General features: G+C 71.0%; 15 protein-coding genes. 5 read left to right on the top strand and 10 right to left on the bottom strand.

Annotated features, from left to right (window positions below; all coding sequences use genetic code 11):
• Positions 1-176 precede the first annotated feature (176 nt).
• Positions 177-1,082: a 3-methyl-2-oxobutanoate hydroxymethyltransferase gene (panB, locus tag ABT127_RS32090; protein WP_351457739.1), complete on the bottom strand. Its 906-nt coding sequence runs from the start codon at positions 1,080-1,082 to the stop codon at positions 177-179.
• Positions 1,083-1,277: 195 nt separating this feature from the next.
• Here panB and ABT127_RS32085 point away from each other — a divergent pair, with 195 nt between their 5' ends.
• The 4 genes from ABT127_RS32085 to ABT127_RS32070 all read left to right on the top strand — a co-directional run bounded on the left by ABT127_RS32085 (position 1,278) and on the right by ABT127_RS32070 (position 6,383).
• On the top strand, positions 1,278-2,882 hold the full coding sequence (locus ABT127_RS32085) for a DHA2 family efflux MFS transporter permease subunit (RefSeq protein ID WP_351457736.1): 1,605 nt from the start codon (positions 1,278-1,280) through the stop codon (positions 2,880-2,882).
• A 160-nt stretch (positions 2,883-3,042) separates the two neighbouring features.
• Positions 3,043-3,714 (top strand): TetR/AcrR family transcriptional regulator, encoded by a 672-nt coding sequence (locus ABT127_RS32080; protein ID WP_351457877.1) that lies wholly within the window; start codon positions 3,043-3,045, stop codon positions 3,712-3,714.
• A 275-nt stretch (positions 3,715-3,989) separates the two neighbouring features.
• Complete coding sequence (locus tag ABT127_RS32075) at positions 3,990-5,009, top strand: endonuclease/exonuclease/phosphatase family protein (protein WP_351457733.1); 1,020 nt, start codon at positions 3,990-3,992, stop codon at positions 5,007-5,009.
• Between the two features lie 150 nt (positions 5,010-5,159).
• On the top strand, positions 5,160-6,383 hold the full coding sequence (locus ABT127_RS32070) for an MFS transporter (protein ID WP_351457731.1): 1,224 nt from the start codon (positions 5,160-5,162) through the stop codon (positions 6,381-6,383).
• 28 nt (positions 6,384-6,411) lie between these two features.
• Here the strand turns inward: ABT127_RS32070 and ABT127_RS32065 are convergent, their stop codons facing one another.
• From ABT127_RS32065 to ABT127_RS32040, 6 genes are all read right to left on the bottom strand, one after another.
• Complete coding sequence (locus tag ABT127_RS32065; RefSeq protein WP_351457728.1) at positions 6,412-8,040, bottom strand: multicopper oxidase family protein; 1,629 nt, start codon at positions 8,038-8,040, stop codon at positions 6,412-6,414.
• A 107-nt stretch (positions 8,041-8,147) separates the two neighbouring features.
• Positions 8,148-8,573: a DUF6153 family protein gene (locus ABT127_RS32060; protein WP_351457726.1), complete on the bottom strand. Its 426-nt coding sequence runs from the start codon at positions 8,571-8,573 to the stop codon at positions 8,148-8,150.
• 67 nt (positions 8,574-8,640) lie between these two features.
• Positions 8,641-9,687: a LacI family DNA-binding transcriptional regulator gene (locus tag ABT127_RS32055; RefSeq protein ID WP_351457723.1), complete on the bottom strand. Its 1,047-nt coding sequence runs from the start codon at positions 9,685-9,687 to the stop codon at positions 8,641-8,643.
• 85 nt (positions 9,688-9,772) lie between these two features.
• Complete coding sequence (locus tag ABT127_RS32050; protein WP_351457720.1) at positions 9,773-11,422, bottom strand: extracellular solute-binding protein; 1,650 nt, start codon at positions 11,420-11,422, stop codon at positions 9,773-9,775.
• A 34-nt stretch (positions 11,423-11,456) separates the two neighbouring features.
• Complete coding sequence (locus tag ABT127_RS32045; RefSeq protein WP_351457718.1) at positions 11,457-12,347, bottom strand: carbohydrate ABC transporter permease; 891 nt, start codon at positions 12,345-12,347, stop codon at positions 11,457-11,459.
• Positions 12,344-13,198 carry an ABC transporter permease gene (locus ABT127_RS32040; protein WP_351457715.1) on the bottom strand — a complete coding sequence of 285 codons (855 nt, stop codon included), beginning with the start codon at positions 13,196-13,198 and terminating at the stop codon, positions 12,344-12,346. The genes ABT127_RS32045 and ABT127_RS32040 overlap by 4 nt, the downstream gene beginning before the upstream one ends.
• Before the next feature lie 348 nt (positions 13,199-13,546).
• Between ABT127_RS32040 and ABT127_RS32035 the strand changes: the two genes are divergently transcribed.
• Positions 13,547-14,518 (top strand): hydroxyacid dehydrogenase, encoded by a 972-nt coding sequence (locus ABT127_RS32035; protein ID WP_351457874.1) that lies wholly within the window; start codon positions 13,547-13,549, stop codon positions 14,516-14,518.
• A 183-nt stretch (positions 14,519-14,701) separates the two neighbouring features.
• Here ABT127_RS32035 and ABT127_RS32030 read toward each other — a convergent pair whose 3' ends face one another.
• From ABT127_RS32030 to ABT127_RS32020, 3 genes are all read right to left on the bottom strand, one after another.
• Positions 14,702-16,636: a S53 family peptidase gene (locus ABT127_RS32030; RefSeq protein WP_351457713.1), complete on the bottom strand. Its 1,935-nt coding sequence runs from the start codon at positions 16,634-16,636 to the stop codon at positions 14,702-14,704.
• A 155-nt stretch (positions 16,637-16,791) separates the two neighbouring features.
• Positions 16,792-17,418 carry a DUF305 domain-containing protein gene (locus ABT127_RS32025; RefSeq protein WP_351457710.1) on the bottom strand — a complete coding sequence of 209 codons (627 nt, stop codon included), beginning with the start codon at positions 17,416-17,418 and terminating at the stop codon, positions 16,792-16,794.
• A complete protein-coding gene (locus tag ABT127_RS32020; protein ID WP_351457707.1) occupies positions 17,415-18,086 on the bottom strand; it encodes a thioredoxin-like domain-containing protein in 672 nt (223 codons plus the stop codon). Before ABT127_RS32020 ends, ABT127_RS32025 begins: the two co-directional genes overlap by 4 nt.
• Positions 18,087-18,332 lie beyond the last annotated feature (246 nt).

The raw sequence follows: 18,332 nt of genomic DNA, 5'->3' as shown, positions 1-18,332 counted from the left end.
ACAATCCACCGACAGCCGACCGACAGCCACCGATATGTCGCTGACAGGTCGGCTGCAGGCGCCCCGGCCTGCGGCCGGGCGGTCGCTACCCACCCGCCACGAAAAACGGCCGCGGCCCGCCGACGGGGGAAGATCGGCGGGCCGCGTTGGTGCCGCTATGGCTCAAAGGGGGGGGATCAGTGGACGGAGTGCTCCTCCAGAGGGAACGTTCCGCCGACGACATCCTCCGCAAACGCCTTCGCCGCGTCGGACATCACCGACCGCAGATTGGCGTACGTCTTCACGAACCGCGGCATCTTGCCCCCGGTGAGCCCGAGCGCGTCCGTCCAGACCAGAACCTGCGCGTCCGTCTCCGGCCCGGCGCCGATGCCGACCGTGGGGATGTGCAGGATCCGCGTCACCTCGGCCGCCAGCTCCGCCGGGACCAGCTCCAGGACGACCGCGAACGCGCCCGCGTCCTGCACCGCCTTCGCGTCCCGCAGCAACTGCTGCGCCGCCTCCTCGCCGCGGCCCTGCACGCGGTACCCCTGCGTGTTCACCGACTGCGGGGTCAGCCCGATGTGCGCCATGACCGGGATGCCGGCCTCGGTGAGGAGCTTGATCTGGCTGTGCGAGCGCTCGCCGCCCTCCAGCTTGACGGCCCCGACCCCGGCCTCCTTCACCAGCCGCATCGCGGACCGCAGCGCCTGCGTCGGGCTCTCCTGGTACGAGCCGAACGGCAGGTCGCCCACGATCATCGCGCGCGACGTGCCGCGCACGACGGCCGCCGAGAGCATGATCATCTGGTCGAGGGTGACCGGGACGGTCGTGTCGTAGCCGAGGTGACAGTTGCCCGCCGAGTCGCCGACCAGCATCACCGGGATGCCGGACTCGTCGAAGACCGAGGCCGTCATCGCGTCGTACGCGGTCAGCATCGGCCACTTCTCGCCCCGCTCCTTGGCGAGCGAGATGTCGCGCACCGTGATGCGCCGGCTGCTGGTGCCTCCGTACAGCGCCTTCGGGTTGCCGGAAGCCCCGGAACCCGTACCGCTGCTGTCGGAGGACTGCGTCTGGGCAGCCTGGAGTGGTGTGTGTTGCGTCATCGCAACCGCTCCTTCAATTCCGTCGTCTCGAGGCGCCCTGACGGCGTCCCCGGATCACCTCCATGGTGGCACCCGGTGTCGCTCCGGCGCCAGAGGCCACCCGCGCGTAAAGCCCGGGTAAGGGATTCGCCCGGATACTCTCAATACTTTCAATACGAGACGGGGCCGTATCGAAATGAGTCTACGGTCGTACACATGACCACTCCTGCCGCGCCCGCGTCTCCCCGGATACCGGAGGCCGTGCATCGCCGTCGCTGGGCCATCCTCGGCGTGCTCATGCTGAGCCTGCTGATCGTCGTCCTCGACAACTCCATCCTGAACGTCGCGATCAAGACGATCTCGACCCCCGCGCCCACGGGCCTCGGCGCCACGCAGAGCGAGCTCGAGTGGGCGATCAACGCGTACACCCTCGTCTTCGCCGGGCTGCTGTTCACCGCCGGACTCCTCGGCGACCGCATCGGCCGCAAGAAGGTCCTCATCGGGGGACTCGTGGTGTTCGGCATCGGCTCCGCGCTCGCCGCCGAGTCCGGCACGCCGGCCCAGCTCATCGCGTTCCGCGCGGCGATGGGCCTCGGCGCCGCCTTCGTCATGCCGGCCACGCTCGCCGTGCTGATGAACGTCTTCGAGCGCGAGGAGCAGCCGAAGGCCATCGGCATCTGGGCCGGCGGCGTCGGCCTCGCCATCGCCATCGGACCGATCACCGGCGGGCTGCTGCTCGACCACTTCTGGTGGGGCTCGGTCTTCCTGGTGAACGTGCCGATCGTGATCCTCGCCGTGATCCTGATGCTCGCGCTCGTGCCCGACTCCAAGGACCCGAAGCCGGGCCGGATCGACCTGGTCGGTGTCGTGCTGTCCATCGTCGGCCTCGTGCTGCTGGTCTACGGGATCATCAAGGGCGGCGACGAGGGCGACTTCACCGGCCCCAAGGTCCTCGCCACGATCGTCGCGGGCCTCGTCGTCCTCGCCGCGTTCGTCCTCTACGAGAAGCGCAGCGACCACCCGTCGATCGACATCGACTACTTCAAGAACAAGGTCTTCTCCGCCGCCATCGCCGCGATCGCGCTGGTCTTCTTCGCGCTGATGGGCGTCACGTTCTTCTCCGTCTTCTACACGCAGAGCGTGCGCGGCTACTCGCCGCTGCAGACCGGCGCCCTGATGCTGCCGCTCGCCGTGGCTCAGCTGATCTTCGCGCCCCGGGCCCGGATCGTCGTCGAGAAGATCGGCGTGAAGGCCACCACCACGGGCGGCCTCGTGCTGCTCGCGGGGATGCTCGCCGCGTTCACGATCCTCGACGCCGACACCCCGATCTGGCTCCTGGAGATCATCTTCTTCCTCATGGGCACGGGCATGGCGCACGTGATGACGCCGACCAGCGTCGTCATCATGCAGGCGCTGCCGCGCGAGAAGGCGGGCTCCGCGTCCGCGCTGAGCAACACCTTCCGGCAGGTCGGCGGCGCGCTCGGCATCGCCGTCCTCGGCTCGGTGCTCTCGACCACGTACCGCAACGGACTCGAAAGCCACACCGACAAGCTGGGGATGCTCCCGGCCGGGGTGCGCGACGCCGCGGGCGCGTCCATCGAGGCCACCCTCGGCGTCGCCGAGAAGCTGGGACCGCGCGCCCAGGGCCTGGTCACGGCGGCCAACGACTCGTTCCTGCACGCCATGCACGTCACCGCCCTGTGGGGCGCGGCCATCGCGCTGCTGAGCGCCGTGGTCACCGGGCTCTTCCTGCCGGGCAGGACGCCCGCCGCGCCCGCCGCCCGCAGCGACGAGCAGGAGAAGGTCGGCACGGGCGGCTGAGCCGGGTGCACCGGGGCGGTCGGCGCTGGGACAATCGCCCCGGAGCCCGGCCGGAGGAACGGATTCCGGTCGGAGGACCGGATTCCGGGACACCGCGATTCCGGGCGCGGACCGGAGTGGGCCGAGACGGACGAGGCGCGAGGTGGAAGCCGTGGGAAGCATGGAGGGCGTCGATACGGGGCGCGGCGCGCGACGGGCGGGGACGCGGCCGCTGCCCGCCTCCCGGGTCCCGGCCCCGGACACCGCGCCGCCCGCCCGCGGCCGCCCGCGCAGCGAGGCCGTCGAGCTGGCCATCGTCGAGGGCGTCGTCCGGCTCCTGGAGGAAGGGGTGCCGCTCGCCGAGCTGTCCATCGAGCGCATCGCCCGCACCGCGGGCGTCGGCAAGGCCACCATCTACCGGCGCTGGTCCGGCAAGGAGGAACTCTTCGTCGACGTGGTCGCCTCCATCGAGGAGCCCGACCCCGACCTGCCCGGCACCTCGCTCCGCGACGATCTGGTCCGGCTCCTGGAACACATGCGCCGACGCGGCCTCAACCTGCGCACCTCGGCCCTGCTGCACAACGTCCTCGCGCAGATGAAGACCCTGCCCAAGCTCTGGGACGCGTACCACTCGCTCGTCGTGGAACCCCGGCGCCGCCTCCTCTACGACGTGCTGCGGCGCGGTGTCGCCGAGGGCGAACTCCCCGCAGGGACCGACGTCGAGCTGTCCGGCGACCTGCTCACCGGGCCGATGCTGCTGCGCACCATGCTGCGGTCCGACGCGCCGCTCGCCGACGACCTCTCCGAACGCATCGTCGACACCGTGCTCGCGGGACTGAAGGCACGGAGCTGACCACGGGGAACGGCACCCGCGGACCCGAACACACGGAACTGGGCGCGCAGGCCGAGTGGTTCGAGCAGAGCCGACGAATGTGCGGGTTTCGTCACAGAGAAGGTCAGAAACCTCCACGACCGGAACTTCCCACGCCGCCCTGCTCGTCCTCGTGGCAGTACGGACGTCACCGAACCACCCGCTGAAGGGTGTGACGGGACGGAAAGGCGCCGCGCATCGCCTAGGGTCGGACGGGCGACGACGGCGGGCACGGCAGGCAGTGAGGCGACGAGGGCATGGCGCAGGCGTACGACGGCACAGACGCCGAGGGTTCCGGGCGACAGGGACCGGGTGCCCGGCTGCGGCGCCTGGGTGAGCGGCTGCGGCGCGACCGGGGCTATTGGCGGCGCGGCATCGTGCTGGCGGTCCTCGCGGTGCTGGTCGCCCTGGTGATGCTCTTCCACGCGCAGATCCCCAACACCATCGGCAACCTCGGCTCGCTGACCGAGACGTTCCTGCCGTGGCTGGGCCTGTTCGTCCCGGTGCTGCTGATCCTCGCCCTCGTACGGAAGTCGGCGACGGCGGTGATCGCGGTGCTGGTCCCGCTGATCGTGTGGTTCAGCGTCTTCGGCGGGCTGCTCACCGACAAGCAGAAGAGCGGCGGCGACCTCACGGTCGCCACGCACAACGTGAACGCGGACAACCCCGACCCGACCGGCACGGCCAGGGACGTCGCCGCCTCGGGCGCCCAGGTCGTCGCGCTGGAGGAACTGGCGAGCGACGCGCTGCCGACGTACAAGAAGGCGCTCGCGTCGACGTACCCGTACCACGCGGTCCAGGGCACCGTCGGGCTGTGGAGCAAGTACCCGCTCTCCGCCACCGCGCCCGTCGACATCAAGCTGGGCTGGACGCGCGCGCTGCGCACCACGGTCGCGACCCCCGAGGGCAAGGTGGCCGTCTACGTCGCCCACATGCCGTCGGTCCGGGTCAAGCTCGACTCCGGGTTCACCGCCAGCGAGCGCGACAAGAGCGCCGACGCCCTCGGCGAGGCCATCGCCCACGAACCGCTCGGCAAGGTCATCCTGCTCGGCGACCTCAACGGCACGATGAACGACCGTGCCCTGAGCCCCGTCACCGCCCAGATGCGCTCCACGCAGGGCGCGGCGGGCAGCGGATTCGGGTTCAGCTGGCCCGCCGCGTTCCCGATGGCGCGGATCGACCAGATCATGGTCAGGGGCGTCGAGCCGGTGTCGTCGTGGACGCTGCCGAGGACGGCCAGCGACCACCTTCCGATCGCCGCGCGCGTGCAGGTGTGACGTAGGTTCCTCCCCGGTCCCGCTCCCCGCACCTTCGCGTACACACGGCTTTGACCTGCCGGAATACTGGATGCGTCAGGCTTTGTTTCGCCGGTAAACTTATGAGTTCCGCTCACTCTGCCCACTCCAGTACTTCCGGGAAGATCCTTCATGCCCCTCGCCCTGCTCGCGCTCGCCGTGGGCGCCTTCGGCATCGGCACGACCGAGTTCGTGATGATGGGCCTGCTGCCCAACGTCGCCGACGACCTGCACCTCTCCATCCCCACCGCGGGACACCTCGTCTCCGCGTACGCGCTCGGTGTCGTCATCGGCGCACCGCTGCTCGCCGCCGTCACCGCGCGGATGCCCCGCCGCCGGGTCCTGATCGGCCTGATGGTGCTGTTCGTCGCGGGCAACGCGGTGTCGGCCGCCGCCCCCGACTACCACTGGCTGATGGCCGCCCGCTTCGTCAGCGGCCTGCCGCACGGCGCGTTCTTCGGCGTCGGCGCGGTCGTCGCCACCTCGCTGGTGGCCCCCGAACGCAAGGCCCGCTCGGTCTCCCTGATGTTCCTCGGCCTGACCGTCGCCAACGTCATCGGCGTCCCCGTCGCCACGGCCATGGGGCAGCAGCTCGGCTGGCGCGCCACGTTCCTCGCGGTCAGCGCCATCGGCCTCGCCGCCATCGGGGCCCTGGCCGCGCTCGTCCCCGCCGACCACGGGCACGGCGCCACCGTCGGCATCCGCGGCGAACTGCGGGCCCTGAAGTCGCTGCCGGTCTGGCTCGCCCTCGGCACGACCGTCGCCGGCTTCGGCGCGCTCTTCGCCGCCTACAGCTACATCACGCCGATGCTCACGGACGCCGCCGGTTTCGCGGACTCCAGCGTGACGCTGCTCCTCGCCCTCTTCGGCGTCGGCGCCACCATCGGCAACCTGCTCGGCGGCCGTCTCGCGGACCACTCGCTGCGCGCCACGCTCTTCGGCGGACTGACCTCGCTCGGCGTGGTCCTCGCGTTCTTCCCGCTCCTGATGCGCACGGAGTGGAGCGCCCCGCTGGGCGTGCTGCTCCTCGGCCTGACGGCGTTCGTGACCGGCTCCCCGCTCCAGCTGATGGTCATGGAGAAGGCCGCGTCGGCCCCCTCCCTGGCCTCCTCCGCCAACCAGGGAGCCTTCAACCTGGCCAACGCGGGCGGCGCCTGGATCGGCGGTCTGGCCCTGGCCGCGGGCTTCGGCGTGACCTCCCCGGCGCTCGCGGGCGCGGCGCTGGCCGTGCTGGGCCTCGTCGTGGCCGGGATCGCCCTCGCCGTCGACCGGCGCCGGGAGCCCGCCCGGGCGGCCGGACGGCTGGTGGCGGGCAGCACCGCGGTGGCGGCCGAGGCCGAGTCCGTGCACGGCTGACACGGACCCCGCCCCGGCCGCTCGCGGGTCAGCTCCGGTAGGCGAGCACCGTCATCATCCCCGCCTCCGAGTGGTAGACGTTGTGGCAGTGGAGCATCCACAGCCCGGGGTTGTCGGCGTCGAAGTCCACCGTCAGCGTCCCGTTCGGCAGCACGATCGCGGTGTCCTTGCGGGGACCGCCCGCCACGTTCGCCAGCGAGAACGTGTGGCCGTGCAGATGGACCGGGTGCCACATCGACGTCGAGTTGGCGAAGACCAGGCGGACCCGTTCGCCCGCGCGCACCGGGTGCCGCTGGTCCGCCGTGTACGGCTTCTTGTCGAACGCCCAGTCGTACGCGGCCATCCCGCCCGTCAGCTGGAGTTCGACCGTGCGGTCCGGCTCGCGGGCGGGCAGCGCCACCTCGTCCGCCGCCCTCAACCCGTCGGCCGTCAGCAGGCGGCCGTCCAGCTCCTTCGGGCGGACCGACGCGGCGGGTGCCGAGCCGCCGCCCGTGCGCAGCACCGCGAGCGCGGACGCCTTCTTGCCCTCCGCGAGCGCCGTCAGCGGGAAGACGCCGTCGCCCGCCGTGACCAGCACGTCGTAGCGCTCGCCCATGCCGAGCAGCAGCGCGTCCGTCGTCGCGTGCCGGACCGGGTAGCCGTCCGTGTGCGTCACCGTCATCTCGTGGCCGCCGAGCGCGACCCGGAAGGCGGTGTCGCCGCCCGCGTTGATGAACCGGATCCTGACGCGGTCGCCGGGGCGGGCCCGGAAGGAGGAAGGGGCCTTCGGGGTGCGGCCGTTGACGAGGTGGTACGGATGGGCGACGTCGCCCGCGTCACCGCCGAGCAGCTCGCTGCTCGCGCCCATCATCATGCGGGACGGACCGGCCGGGCCCGAGGGACCGGGGGAGGCCGACCCGGACGTCATCGACATGCCGCTCATCCCCGGCATGTCGTGGCCCGAGTGGCCCCCTGAACCGTGGCCGGAGCCCATCCCCCTGCGCAGCTCCTCCAGAACCGCGTCCGGCGTCGAGCCGTCCACCCCGTCGACCCAGTCGTCGAGGACGACCACCCACTCCCTGTCGTAGGAGAGGGGCTCGTCGGGGTCGTCGACGATGAGCGGGGCGTACAGGCCGCGGTCTTGCTGGGTGCCCGAGTGCGGATGGAACCAGTACGTGCCCGGGTGCGCGACCTTGAAGCGGTACGTGAAGTCGGCGCCCGGCGCGACCGGCCGCTGGGTGAGGCCGGGGACGCCGTCCATGTCGTTGCGCAGGGCCAGGCCGTGCCAGTGCAGGGACGTGGGCTCCGGAAGATGGTTGGCGAGGGTGAGGGCGAGCGTGTCGCCCGCGGTCACCCGCACCTCCTTGCCGGGCAGTTCGTCCCCGTACGACCACGACCTGACGGTGCGCCCGCCCAGGTCGAGCCGGGTCGCGGCGGCCGTGAGGGAGACCTTGCGGACCTGCCCGCCCGGCCCGCGCCGCCGCTCGGCCGCGGCGACCTCGGGGCCGGCCGGATCGACGTAACCCCGAGGCGGGGCGCCGTGGTTCCCGTGCCCGGAGTCCGGGCCGGATCCGGAGCAGGCGGCCAGAACTCCCGTACCGGCCACGGCGATCGACGCGCCGAGGAGAGTACGGCGGGTGACCGGAGAAGTCTGAGGGGATCGCGGAGTGTTGCGCATGACTGAGTCGCACCTCGATGTCGGTGTCGTGCTGCGTGCTGTGCCGAACGCGTCCGCCGCATCGACCCCACCGCATCAGGGCAGGGCGAGGCGGCGCGTGCGCGGGCCTATATGCGCAGCACCGACAGGAGCGACAACGCCGAACGGGGCGGGGGAGGACGCGGCCTGTGCGCGTGGCCCGGACCGCGCAGGGCGGGACCGGGCGCGGCCGTGCCCGCCGGCCGGAGCGGCGCCGCCGCGAGCAACAGCAGCAGCGTGAACGAACCGAGCACCGCGAGACACACGCTCAGCGGGTCCATACCGCCGTCGCCCGGCATCTCGTGCCGGTGCGCGGTGACCGGGGCGGCGTGCACGGCGGCCGGTGCCGCCATGCTGTGCCCGGACGCCGTCCCGTGCCCCATGGAGTGCCCCGTCGGATGCCCCAGCGTGTGCATGCCGAAGATCCCGAGGAGCAGGGCCACGAACAGCAGCAGCCGCCCGCCGGGGCGCACGCCCGGGCGGCCGTTCGACGACGGGGTCGACTGCGGCGGCACAGCCCGCACCTTACCCCCACCCGGTATGGAGCCGGGGTCCGGGCAGGCAGTACTTTCGGCACTCGTCCTAAGGCCGCACCCGCCCCACGCTCTCCCGCACCACGATGTGCGTCCCCAGCAGGTGGCGCTGCTGGCTGGTGCGGCCCGCGCCGTCGAGGGCGAGGCGGACCGCCGTGCGGCCCAGTTCCTCGCCGGGGATGTGCACCGTGGTCAGGCCCGGGGTGATGTCGGCGGCGACCGGGTCGTCGTTGTAGCCGACCACCGAGATGTCCTCGGGGACCCGCAACCCGTACTCCGCGAGCGCCCTGATCGCGGCGGCGGCCACCCGGTCGTCACCGGCGAACACCGCGGTGAAGTCGGGCTTGCCGTCGCACTTGCGGAGCAGGTCGCGAATGGCCTCGTCGCCGTGGAAGCGCCCGAAGCCGACGCCGTGCAGCAGCGCCTCCGAGCGCGGCACCCCGTGGTCCTCCAGGGCCCGCAGATAGCCCCGGACCCGGTCCTCGCCCGTGGTGTTGCCCGGCTGGTAGCCGATCAGCGCGATCCTGCGGTGCCCCGCGCCTAGCAGATGGCTGGTGATGGCGTGGGCGCCCGCCTCGTTGTCGTACTCGACGACGAGCGCGGGCACGTCGGGCGCGGGCGCCGGCCGGCCGCACAGCACCAGACGTGAACCCGCGGCGGCCAGCGACTGCGCGTACCGGGCCATCCGCTCCCGGTACTCGTCGTCCGCCACGACCCCGCCGACCAGCACCACCGCCTCCGCCGCCTGCTCCCGCATCATCTGCACCAGGGCCAGCTCGCGGGCCGGATCGGCGCCCGTGGACGCGACGAGCGTCAGCCGGTCGTGCCGGGCCGCCTCCATCTCCACGCCCTGCGCCACGGCCGCGTAGAACGAACTCACCACGTCCAGCATCAGCACCGCGATGGTCTTGCGGCCCGCGCCCGCGAGCGCGCGGGCGTGCGCGTTCGCCACGTAGTCCAGGTCCTTCGCCGCGCGCAGCACCTTCGCGCGCGAGGCGGCCGACGTCGGGTAGGAGCCCGCGAGCACCCGCGACACCGTCGCCACCGAGACGCCCGCCCGCGCCGCCACGTCCCGGATGGTGACCTTCTCGCCCACTGGTCCGTCCCCTCGATCTCCGTGGTGCGGGGCCTGTCCGCCCCGCACCATCATCGCCTGCGCCCGTCCGGCCTCTCAGGCCGGATCAGTGCGCAGCCGCGTACTCCGCACCGAACTCCTCCAGCACCTTCTTTCCGCCCTGCGCCTGCCACTTGGCGTAGACGGCGTCCCAGTCGGAGAGCTTCTTGCGGCCGCTGACGATCGCGGTCACCCCGTCGTCGAAGAGCTGCTGCAGCGCGGTGCCCTGCTTGTTGTACGTGTCCGACTGGAGGCCGAAGCGGATGTTCGGCTGCATCAGCGGGACCACCTCGCGCTGCCAGGCGTGCAGCCGCTTCACCACGTCCGGGGAGCCGGGCGCGTACAGGACCTGCGGGGCGTCGGAGAGGTACATGAACGGCACGTTGGTCTTCGACTCGACCAGGCCCAGCTCGGTGGCGATCGGGTTGTTGTCCCCGTCCCTCTTGAAGTGCGTGCCCTCCAGGCCGAAGTGGGTCAGCTCGTACTCCTCGGTGCCGAACGGCGCGGCCAGGTAGTCGAGGACGCGCAGGATCAGCTCGACGCGGTCCTTGGCTGCCTTCTTGATGACGGTGGTGCCGAAGAGGCCCTGGCTCTGCTGGTAGCGGGTGGTCGCGCCGTCGACGGTGTACGGCACGAGCGCGTCCAGGTCGAAGGCGTCCTTGATGCCCTGGGCGGCGCCCGGGTAGGCGAGGAAGCCGTCGGTCATGGACAGCACCGAGCCGTTCCAGAACTGCGTCTTCAGGTCGACCTGCGAGACCGAGGTGGCCTCCGGGTAGTACGAGCCCTGCGCGCGCAGCTTCGACAGGTACTCGAGGGTCGCCCGGAACTCGTCGGTGGCGCCCCAGTGCACCGCCTTGCCGCCCTCGATGGCGAACTCGTTGGGCGCGCCGAACCAGTTGGCCTGCGTCTTGTAGCCGAAGAACGAGGTCGCCGACCCGCCCAGCGCCCACTTCTTGCCGCTGGTGGCCTCCTTGGCCATCGCCGCGAAGTCGTCGGAGGTCATGCCCGGCTTGTAGCCCGCCTTCGTGAACGCCCCGCGGTTGAAGTACAGGGTGTCCTGCGGCTTGGGCCGCTCGACCGGGACGCCGTAGATGCGGCCCGAGACCCGGCCCATGCCCTCCCAGGCGTAGGTGGGGATGCCCGCCAGGTTCGGGTACTTCGCGATGGCGTCGCCCGACAGGTACTCGGTGAGGTCGGCGCAGCGGGTCTTCATGAACTGGGCCTGGCGGGGCAGGACGTAGCCGCCGCCGAGGTTGATGACGTCGGGGATGTCGTCCCCGGCGAACACGGTCGCCATCTTGGAGCGGTAGTCGGCGTCGGCGACCACGACGAACTCGATCTCGACGCCCAGCGCCTCGTTGACCGCCGCCCAGTACTTGTTCTGCGCGGCGGGCTTCGGCGGAGTCCCGTACGTGATGGTCATGACTCTGATCTTCTGCTTGCCGGTGCCCGGCTTCTCCGCGACCGCCTTCACCAGGTCCGACGGATAGCGGGTGAAGCCGGCCTGCACACCCTCGGCGGTGGCGGCCAGATCGGGCGTCGCGCCCTTGGCCGGCGTGTACGTGGGCCAGGCCGCCGCCTTCTTGCCCGCGTTGGAGACGTCGCCGCCGCCCGCGGTCTCGGTGGAGCAGGCGGTGAGCACGGAGGGGGCGGCCAGCGCGGCGCCGCCGACGGCGATGGAGCGCAGCAGGGTACGGCGCGACAGGTTCGCGGACATGGTGAAGAACCCTTCTGGGGTGAGGTGTGGGGGCTCAGCTCTTGATGGCGCCGGTGAGCACGCCCTTGGTGAAGTACTTCTGGAGGAAGGGGTAGACGAGCAGGATCGGCACGGTGGCGATCACGAGGACGGCCATCTGGGTCGTCTGCGGCGCCGAGACCATGCCCGCCTCGCTCAGGCCGGTGTCGGCGATCTGCGCGCCCCCGATCACGTACATGCGCAGCACCTGCGACAGCGGCCAGTGGTCGGACTCCAGGTAGATGGAGGCGTTGAACCAGGAGTTCCAGTAGCTGACCGCGTAGAAGAGCCCGACGACCGCGAGCGCGGCCTTCGACAGGGGCAGCGCGATCCGCCGGAACGTGGCCCAGTCCCCGGCCCCGTCGAGCCGGGCCGCCTCGTACAGCTCCTCGGGGATGCCCTGGAAGAAGCCGCGCAGGACGACCAGGTTGAAGACGTTGATGAGGACGGGTGCGACCACCGCCGCGTACATGTTCTCCAGGCCGAGCCCCTTGACCAGCAGGAACGCCGGGATCATGCCGGGCGGGAAGAGGAACGTGAACAGCACGAGCAGCAGCACCGGCTTGCCGCCGAAGACGCCGGGACGGCTGAGCGCGTAGGCGAGGCACGCGGTGCACGCCAGCGACAGGAACGTGCCGACGACGGTGATGCCGACGCTCACGCCCAGCGCGTGCGTCACGATGCCGCCGGAGAGGATGTTCCGGTACGCGCGCAGGCTCGGGTCGGTGGGCCACAGCACCCAGCCGCCGTTGGCCACGACCTCCTCGTTGGAGGCGAGCGACGTGGAGACGATCACCAGGAACGGTATGAGGACGAGCGCGAGCAGCACCAGCACCGCGAGGCCCTTGGCGGCCTTGGTGACGGGCTTCGGCTTCTCCATCCACGCCGGACGGACTGCGGTGCTCACTTGTAGACCCCCTGCTCGCCGAGCTTGTGCGCGATCCGGTTGGCGACGAAGACGAGGAGGGCGCCGACCAGGCCCTTGAAGAGTCCGGCCGCGGCGGCGTAGCCGGTGTCGCCGCCGACGATGCCCTGCCAGTAGACGAAGGTGTCGAGCACCTCGCCGGCCTCCGGGCCGACCGACTGCCGTTGCAGCAGCATCTGTTCGAAGCCGACGGAGAGGATGTCGCCGAGCCGCATGATGAGGAGCAGGACGACGATCGGCCGGATCGACGGCAGCGTGACGTGCCAGAAGCGGCGCCAGGGACCCGCCCCGTCGATGGCGGCGGCCTCGTAGCTCTGCTCGTCGACCTGCATCAGGGCGGCCAGGAAGATGATGGTGCCCCAGCCGGCGTCCTTCCAGATCACCTCGGCGACGACCAGCGGCCGGTAGGCGTCCGGATTGCCGATGATGTCGACGGTGTGCAGGCCGGTGTCGCTCAGGAAGCTGTTCAACAGGCCGGTGTCGGAGAGGACTTGCTGGAACAGGGCGACCACGATCACCCACGACAGGAAGTGCGGCAGGTAGACGACGGACTGCACGAAGCGGCGTACGAGGTCCGACGTCAGGCTGTGCAGCAGCAGCGCGATCGCCAGCGGTACCGGGAAGTAGAAGGCCAGTTGCAGCACGGCGATGAAGAGCGTGTTCCACGTCGCGTGCCAGAATTCCGGGTCGGCGAACATCCGGCTGAAGTTGCCGAAGCCGGTCCAGGGGCTGGCCCACAGCCCGGCGAACGGGTCGTACTCCTTGAACGCCACGACGTTGCCGACGAAGGCGCCGTAGTGGAAGACCAGGAAGTACACCAGGCCCGGGACCATGAGCAGCAGCAGCGTTCGGCTGCCACGAAACCGTTTCCATGCCGAATCGCGCTGCTGTATCTGGTCAGTTGACCCGTTTTGCGGCCTGTCCGAGGGCTCCAGCACCCCGGTCTCGGGCCTTTCCTTCGCCACCGTGGGCACGGGAACCCCTCCGTCGTTGGAACAAGGTGAGCGGGAATCTAAAACGGTTACAGAGGCCGGTCAACCCCTCTGGGCCTGTTGAATATTGGCTTCGTGAAGGGGTGGCGCCCCGGAGCCTGACGCGATTTAGTAACCGGTTACATGCAGGGCGAGGAGATGAGGTGGGACCGAGTGACGACGGCATACCGACCGACCGCGGCACTGGCCATGGGTGCCGAGGTGGTGGAGCGGGTCTTCCCGCCGGCGCTGCGCGCGCGGCTCGGCCGGAGCGTGCGGCTCGCCCCGCGCCCGCTGACGGGCCCGCTCGACAGTCCGGGCGCGGCCGATGTGCTCGCCGCCACGGAGATCCTGGTCACCGGCTGGTCCTGCCCGCCGCTCACGCCCCAAGTGCTGTCCTGTGCGCCGCGGTTGAAGGCCGTCGTGCACGCGGCGGGCTCGGTACGGCCGCTCGTCACGGACGCGGTGTGGGAGCGCGGCCTGCTGGTCTCGTCGGCGGCCGACGCCAACGCCGGGCCGGTCGTCGCCTTCACCGTCGCCGCGGTCACCTTCGCGGTGAAGAACGCCCTGGCCACGGCGGCCCGCTATGCCGACGCCTGGCCGCGGTTCGACGAGCGCAGCGGCGCCGACGGCCGCACGGTGGGTGTCATCGGGGCGTCCCGGATCGGCCGCCGGGTGATCGAGGCGCTGCGCGCGGACGCGGCGGGCTACCGGATCCTGCTGTGCGACCCGTACGTCGACGAGGCGGGGGCCGCCCGCCTGGGCGCGGAGCTGACGGATCTCGCCGGGCTGTGCCGGCGCAGCGCGGTCGTCAGTGTGCACGCGCCCGAACTCCCCGAGACGCGCGGCCTGGTGAGCGCCGGGATGCTCCGGCTGATCCCCGACGGCGGCACGCTGATCAACACCGCGCGCGGCGCACTGGTCGACACGGACGCGCTGGCCGCCGAGTGCGCGACGGGACGCCTGTCGGCCTTCCTGGACGTCACCGAGCCGGAACCGCTGCCCGCCGGACACCCGCTGCTCGCCCTGCCGAACGTGCTGGTCACTCCGCACATCGCCGGGGCGCAGGGCACGGAGGTGGAACGGCTCGGGCGGTACGCCGTGGAGGAGGTGGAACGGTACGTCACCGGGCGCGGGTTCGCCGGGCGGACGGACCGGGGGGATCTGGCGCGGGTGGCTTGATCGCGGGGTGGTCGCGTGCGGGCCGGTGGGGCTTCTCGCGCAGTTCCCCGCGCCCCTGAAGGCCGCGGCTTCGCCGCGTGCCTTCATCGATGGAGATCGCGCACGAAGTGCGCATCTCCAGGGGCGCGGGGAACTGCGCGACCAGCCACCCACCGGCCCGCACGCTCACCCGCTACAGAACCCTCAGTGCCGGCGGAAAGACGACACGTACCCCGGCGCCGGCGACCCGACCCCGGTGACGTCGTCGTAGCCGCGAACGGCCTTCAGCGAGGCGTCCTTGCCCAGGCTGCGCACGGAGGTGAGCAGCCCGTCGGCGGCGTCGTAACCGTTGGCGAAGTCCACGCGGGCCACCGCGAGATCCTTGCCGGTCGGCTTGTCCGTCACGTCGTGGTAGACCGACGAACCGTAGTGGTCGTAGATCGTCGGGTTGGCGAAGCCGATGGCCCGCCCGCCCCGCGTCTGCTGCGCCAGCGCCTGCACGCCCGCGATCACCGGAGCCGCCAGCGACGTACCGCCGATGCGGTACTCGTCGTAGCCGAGCGAGCCGTCGGGCAGCGTCTGCGTCTGGCCCACCAGGAAACCGGTGTTGGGGTCCGCGACCGCCGAGATGTCCGGCACGACACGGTTGCTGCCGCCGTTGGCCGACGAGAGCGACTTCGGCACGACACCCTTCTGGTAGAAGGGCTGCGCGACGGTCTTGCTGGTGCCGCCGCCCGCGCCGGAGGTGTAGGCGCCCGGGAAGTCGGTCCAGCTCTTCCCGTCGGCCGACAGGTTGGCCTTCTCGGTGCCCCAGCCGGTCTCGAACTGGTACTTCTCGTGCTTGCCGACCGCCAGCGAGGTACCGCCGACCGCGGTCACCCACGCCGAGTTGGCGGGGGTGTCGACCTGCTTCACACCGGTGTTGGCGACCTCGTCGCCGTTGTCGCCGGAGGAGAAGTAGAAGCCGATGCCCTCGATCGCGCCGAGCTGGAACACCTGGTCGTAGGCGGTGGCCAGTTCGGGCGTCTGGTTGGCCTCGATGTCGCCCCACGAGTTGGAGACGATGTCGGCCAGGTGCTTGTCGACGACCTTCTGGAGCGAGTCGAGCAGGTCGTCGTCGTAGCAGGACGCGGCACCCACGTAGGTGATGTCGGCCTGCGGGGCGACGGCGTGCACGGCCTCGACGTCGAGGGTCTCCTCGCCGTACCAGCCGGAGGCGCCGCACTCCTCGGTCTTGGTGTAGTTCTTCGGCAGGACCTGCTTCAACTGGCCCTTCGCGTACGGCGCGTCACCGTTCTTGGCCGCGTACTGCTTCGCGTCCTTCTCGATGTACGGCGAGGCGTACGCGTCGGTGATGGCGACCCGGACCCCCTTGCCGGTGGCCTTGCCCGCGCCGTAGGCGGCCCGCAGCTGCTTGCCCGTGTAGCCCTTGACGGCGTACGGGATCTTCTGGCCGTAGGCCTTGGGCAGCGTCGAGGCGGTCTTCGAGCCGTAGTACGAGGAGAACGGGCCCGCGTTGCGGAACACCGCGTCCGGCGGCGGCAGTTCGTCCTTCTTGGTCGCCTTGTGCGGGGCGCTGTCCAGGCCCGTCACGGTGAGCACGGCGCCGTCCAGCGAGGCCGGCACGGAGGCGGTGCCGGAGGGGGCGCGGTAGGTGTGCTTGCCCTTGGCGTAGTTGTGCAGCTGGGTGCCGAAGGCGCGCTCGGTGGCGGCCACGTCACCCGAGACGGAGACGTAGTGCGCGGTGGTGCCGGTGACCGTCAGACCGGAGTCCTTCAGCCACTGCGTGACCTCGGAGATCTGCTCCTTGGTCGCGCCGAAGCGGGCCTGCGCCTGGGCGGCGGTCAGGTACTTGCCGTACGAGGCCGACGACGGGTCGGACACGGCCTTCGCGTACGCGGCCAGTCCCTTGGCGTCCCGGCCGGCCAGGTACACGCGGGCGGTGACCTTGTTGCCGTTGGCGGTGGCGCCCCGGTCGGCGGAGCCCGTGGCCCACGTGGGCCTGGTGCCCGTGAGGTGGTCGCGCGCCGTCGCGGCGTCGGCCGGGGTGGCGATCGCCAGAGCGCCGGCGACGAGTGGCAGTGTCGCTGCGATGGCGAGGCCGGTGCGGCTGCGACGTATGCCGCTGTTGGATCTCATAGTGGAAACCCCCTGGGTGAGGTGCACGTGTAATGCACACGCAGAGGGGTCCCACTCTCGTCACGAACCATTCACGCGGGGGGAATGGATAGATCAAGAAGCCGTCAAGTCGCTGCAACTCAAGCCGAGATGAACCGATTTGAGACTCCGCGCACTCAGGGCCTGGCCCCCCGCTCCTTCAGCATCTTCGTCATCAGATCGATCTCGGACTGCTGGGCGGCCACCATCCCGCGCGCCAGGCGTCGTTCGGCCCCGACCTCGCACCGCTCGACGCAGCCCTCGGCCATGTGCACCCCGCCCTTGTGGTGGGCGATCATCAGCCGCAGGAACATCACCTCGGCGGACTTCCCCCGAGCCTTGCGGAGTTGACCGAGCTGGGTGTCGGTCGCCATGCCCGGCATCAGCGCGCCGTCCTCACCGGGCGGCATGTCGCCCATGCCCATCCAGGCCATCGGCGGCTTCTCCGACACCTTCGGCAGCTCCCACAGCTCCAGCCAGCCGAGCATCATGCCCCGCTGATTGGCCTGCGTCTGCGCGATGTCGTACGCGAGCCGGCGGACGTCCTCGTCGTCGGTCGCGTCGCGCACGATGTACGCCATCTCGACCGCCTGCTGATGGTGCACGGACATGTCCCGGGCGAACCCGGCGTCCGCCGACTCGGCCGCGGGCACCACCAGATCCTTCGGCCCGCCGTCACCGTCGGCCACCGCGTAGGTGACGGCGCCCGCCGTGACGGCCAGCGCCGCCACGGCCGACACCAGCCACCCGGTACGGCGCCTCACTGTCCGAGACCGCCGGTACAGGGCGCGCCCATCTCGGGCGTCTGCTTGCCCTGCACGAACGCGGCGAAGAACTTGGCGGCCGCCGGGTCGCTCGCCGACTTCACCGTGCGCTGGTGGCCCCAGGCGCTCAGCATGATCGGGTCCTTCTGGTCGGCGATCGGGCTCATCAGCGTGTACGGCGTCTGCTTGACCTTCGCGGCCAGCGCCTTGACGTCCGCATCCGCAGCCTTGTCGTTGTACGTCACCCAGACGGCGCCGTGCTCCAGGGAGTGCACCGCGTGCTCGTTCGCGAGGGGCTTTTCGTATACGTCGCCGTTGCAGTTCATCCACACCTGGTTGTGGTCCCCGCCCACCGGCGGGTTCATCGGATAGGTGGGCTTGCCCCCGACGTGGTTACGGGTGAGCTTGGCGCTCCAGGTGCCCACGCCGTCCTTGTCGTAGGTGAAGTGCCCCGCGGGCTTGGCGTCGGAGGACGTGTCCTTGTCGTCGCCGCCCTTGGTCACCGCCCACGCGCCCACTCCTATCAACGCGGCCACGACGACCGTGCTCACCGAGATGACGGCGATCCGGCCACGCCGGGCGCGGGCGCGCTCGGCACGGCGCATCTCCTCTATGCGCTCCCTGCGGTCCGATGCGGAGGGAGTCGAGGTGTTCTTGGCGGAACCCATGGCAAGTCCTTATGAGGAAAGGATGAGGCGGGGCTGGCCCGCTGATCGTAGTGGGGAACGAGTCGTCGCGGGAGCACGCGGTGCGGGCCCGCTGTCGAGCTCGGGGCGAACGGCAGGCACTATGGCCGAGGGGGGTCCAGGAGGCACTATGAGTGCGACACCGGCCGGTCAATGACGATCATGGTCGGCAACGCGCTCGAAACGGGCGTGTGGTGGGATGTGACCAGGCCCTTTTACGGTTTCTTT

It is taken from the genome of Streptomyces sp. NPDC001904 (assembly GCF_040297005.1).
Lineage (GTDB): Bacteria > Actinomycetota > Actinomycetes > Streptomycetales > Streptomycetaceae > Streptomyces.
This window is presented reverse-complemented; position numbering and strand designations above follow the sequence as displayed.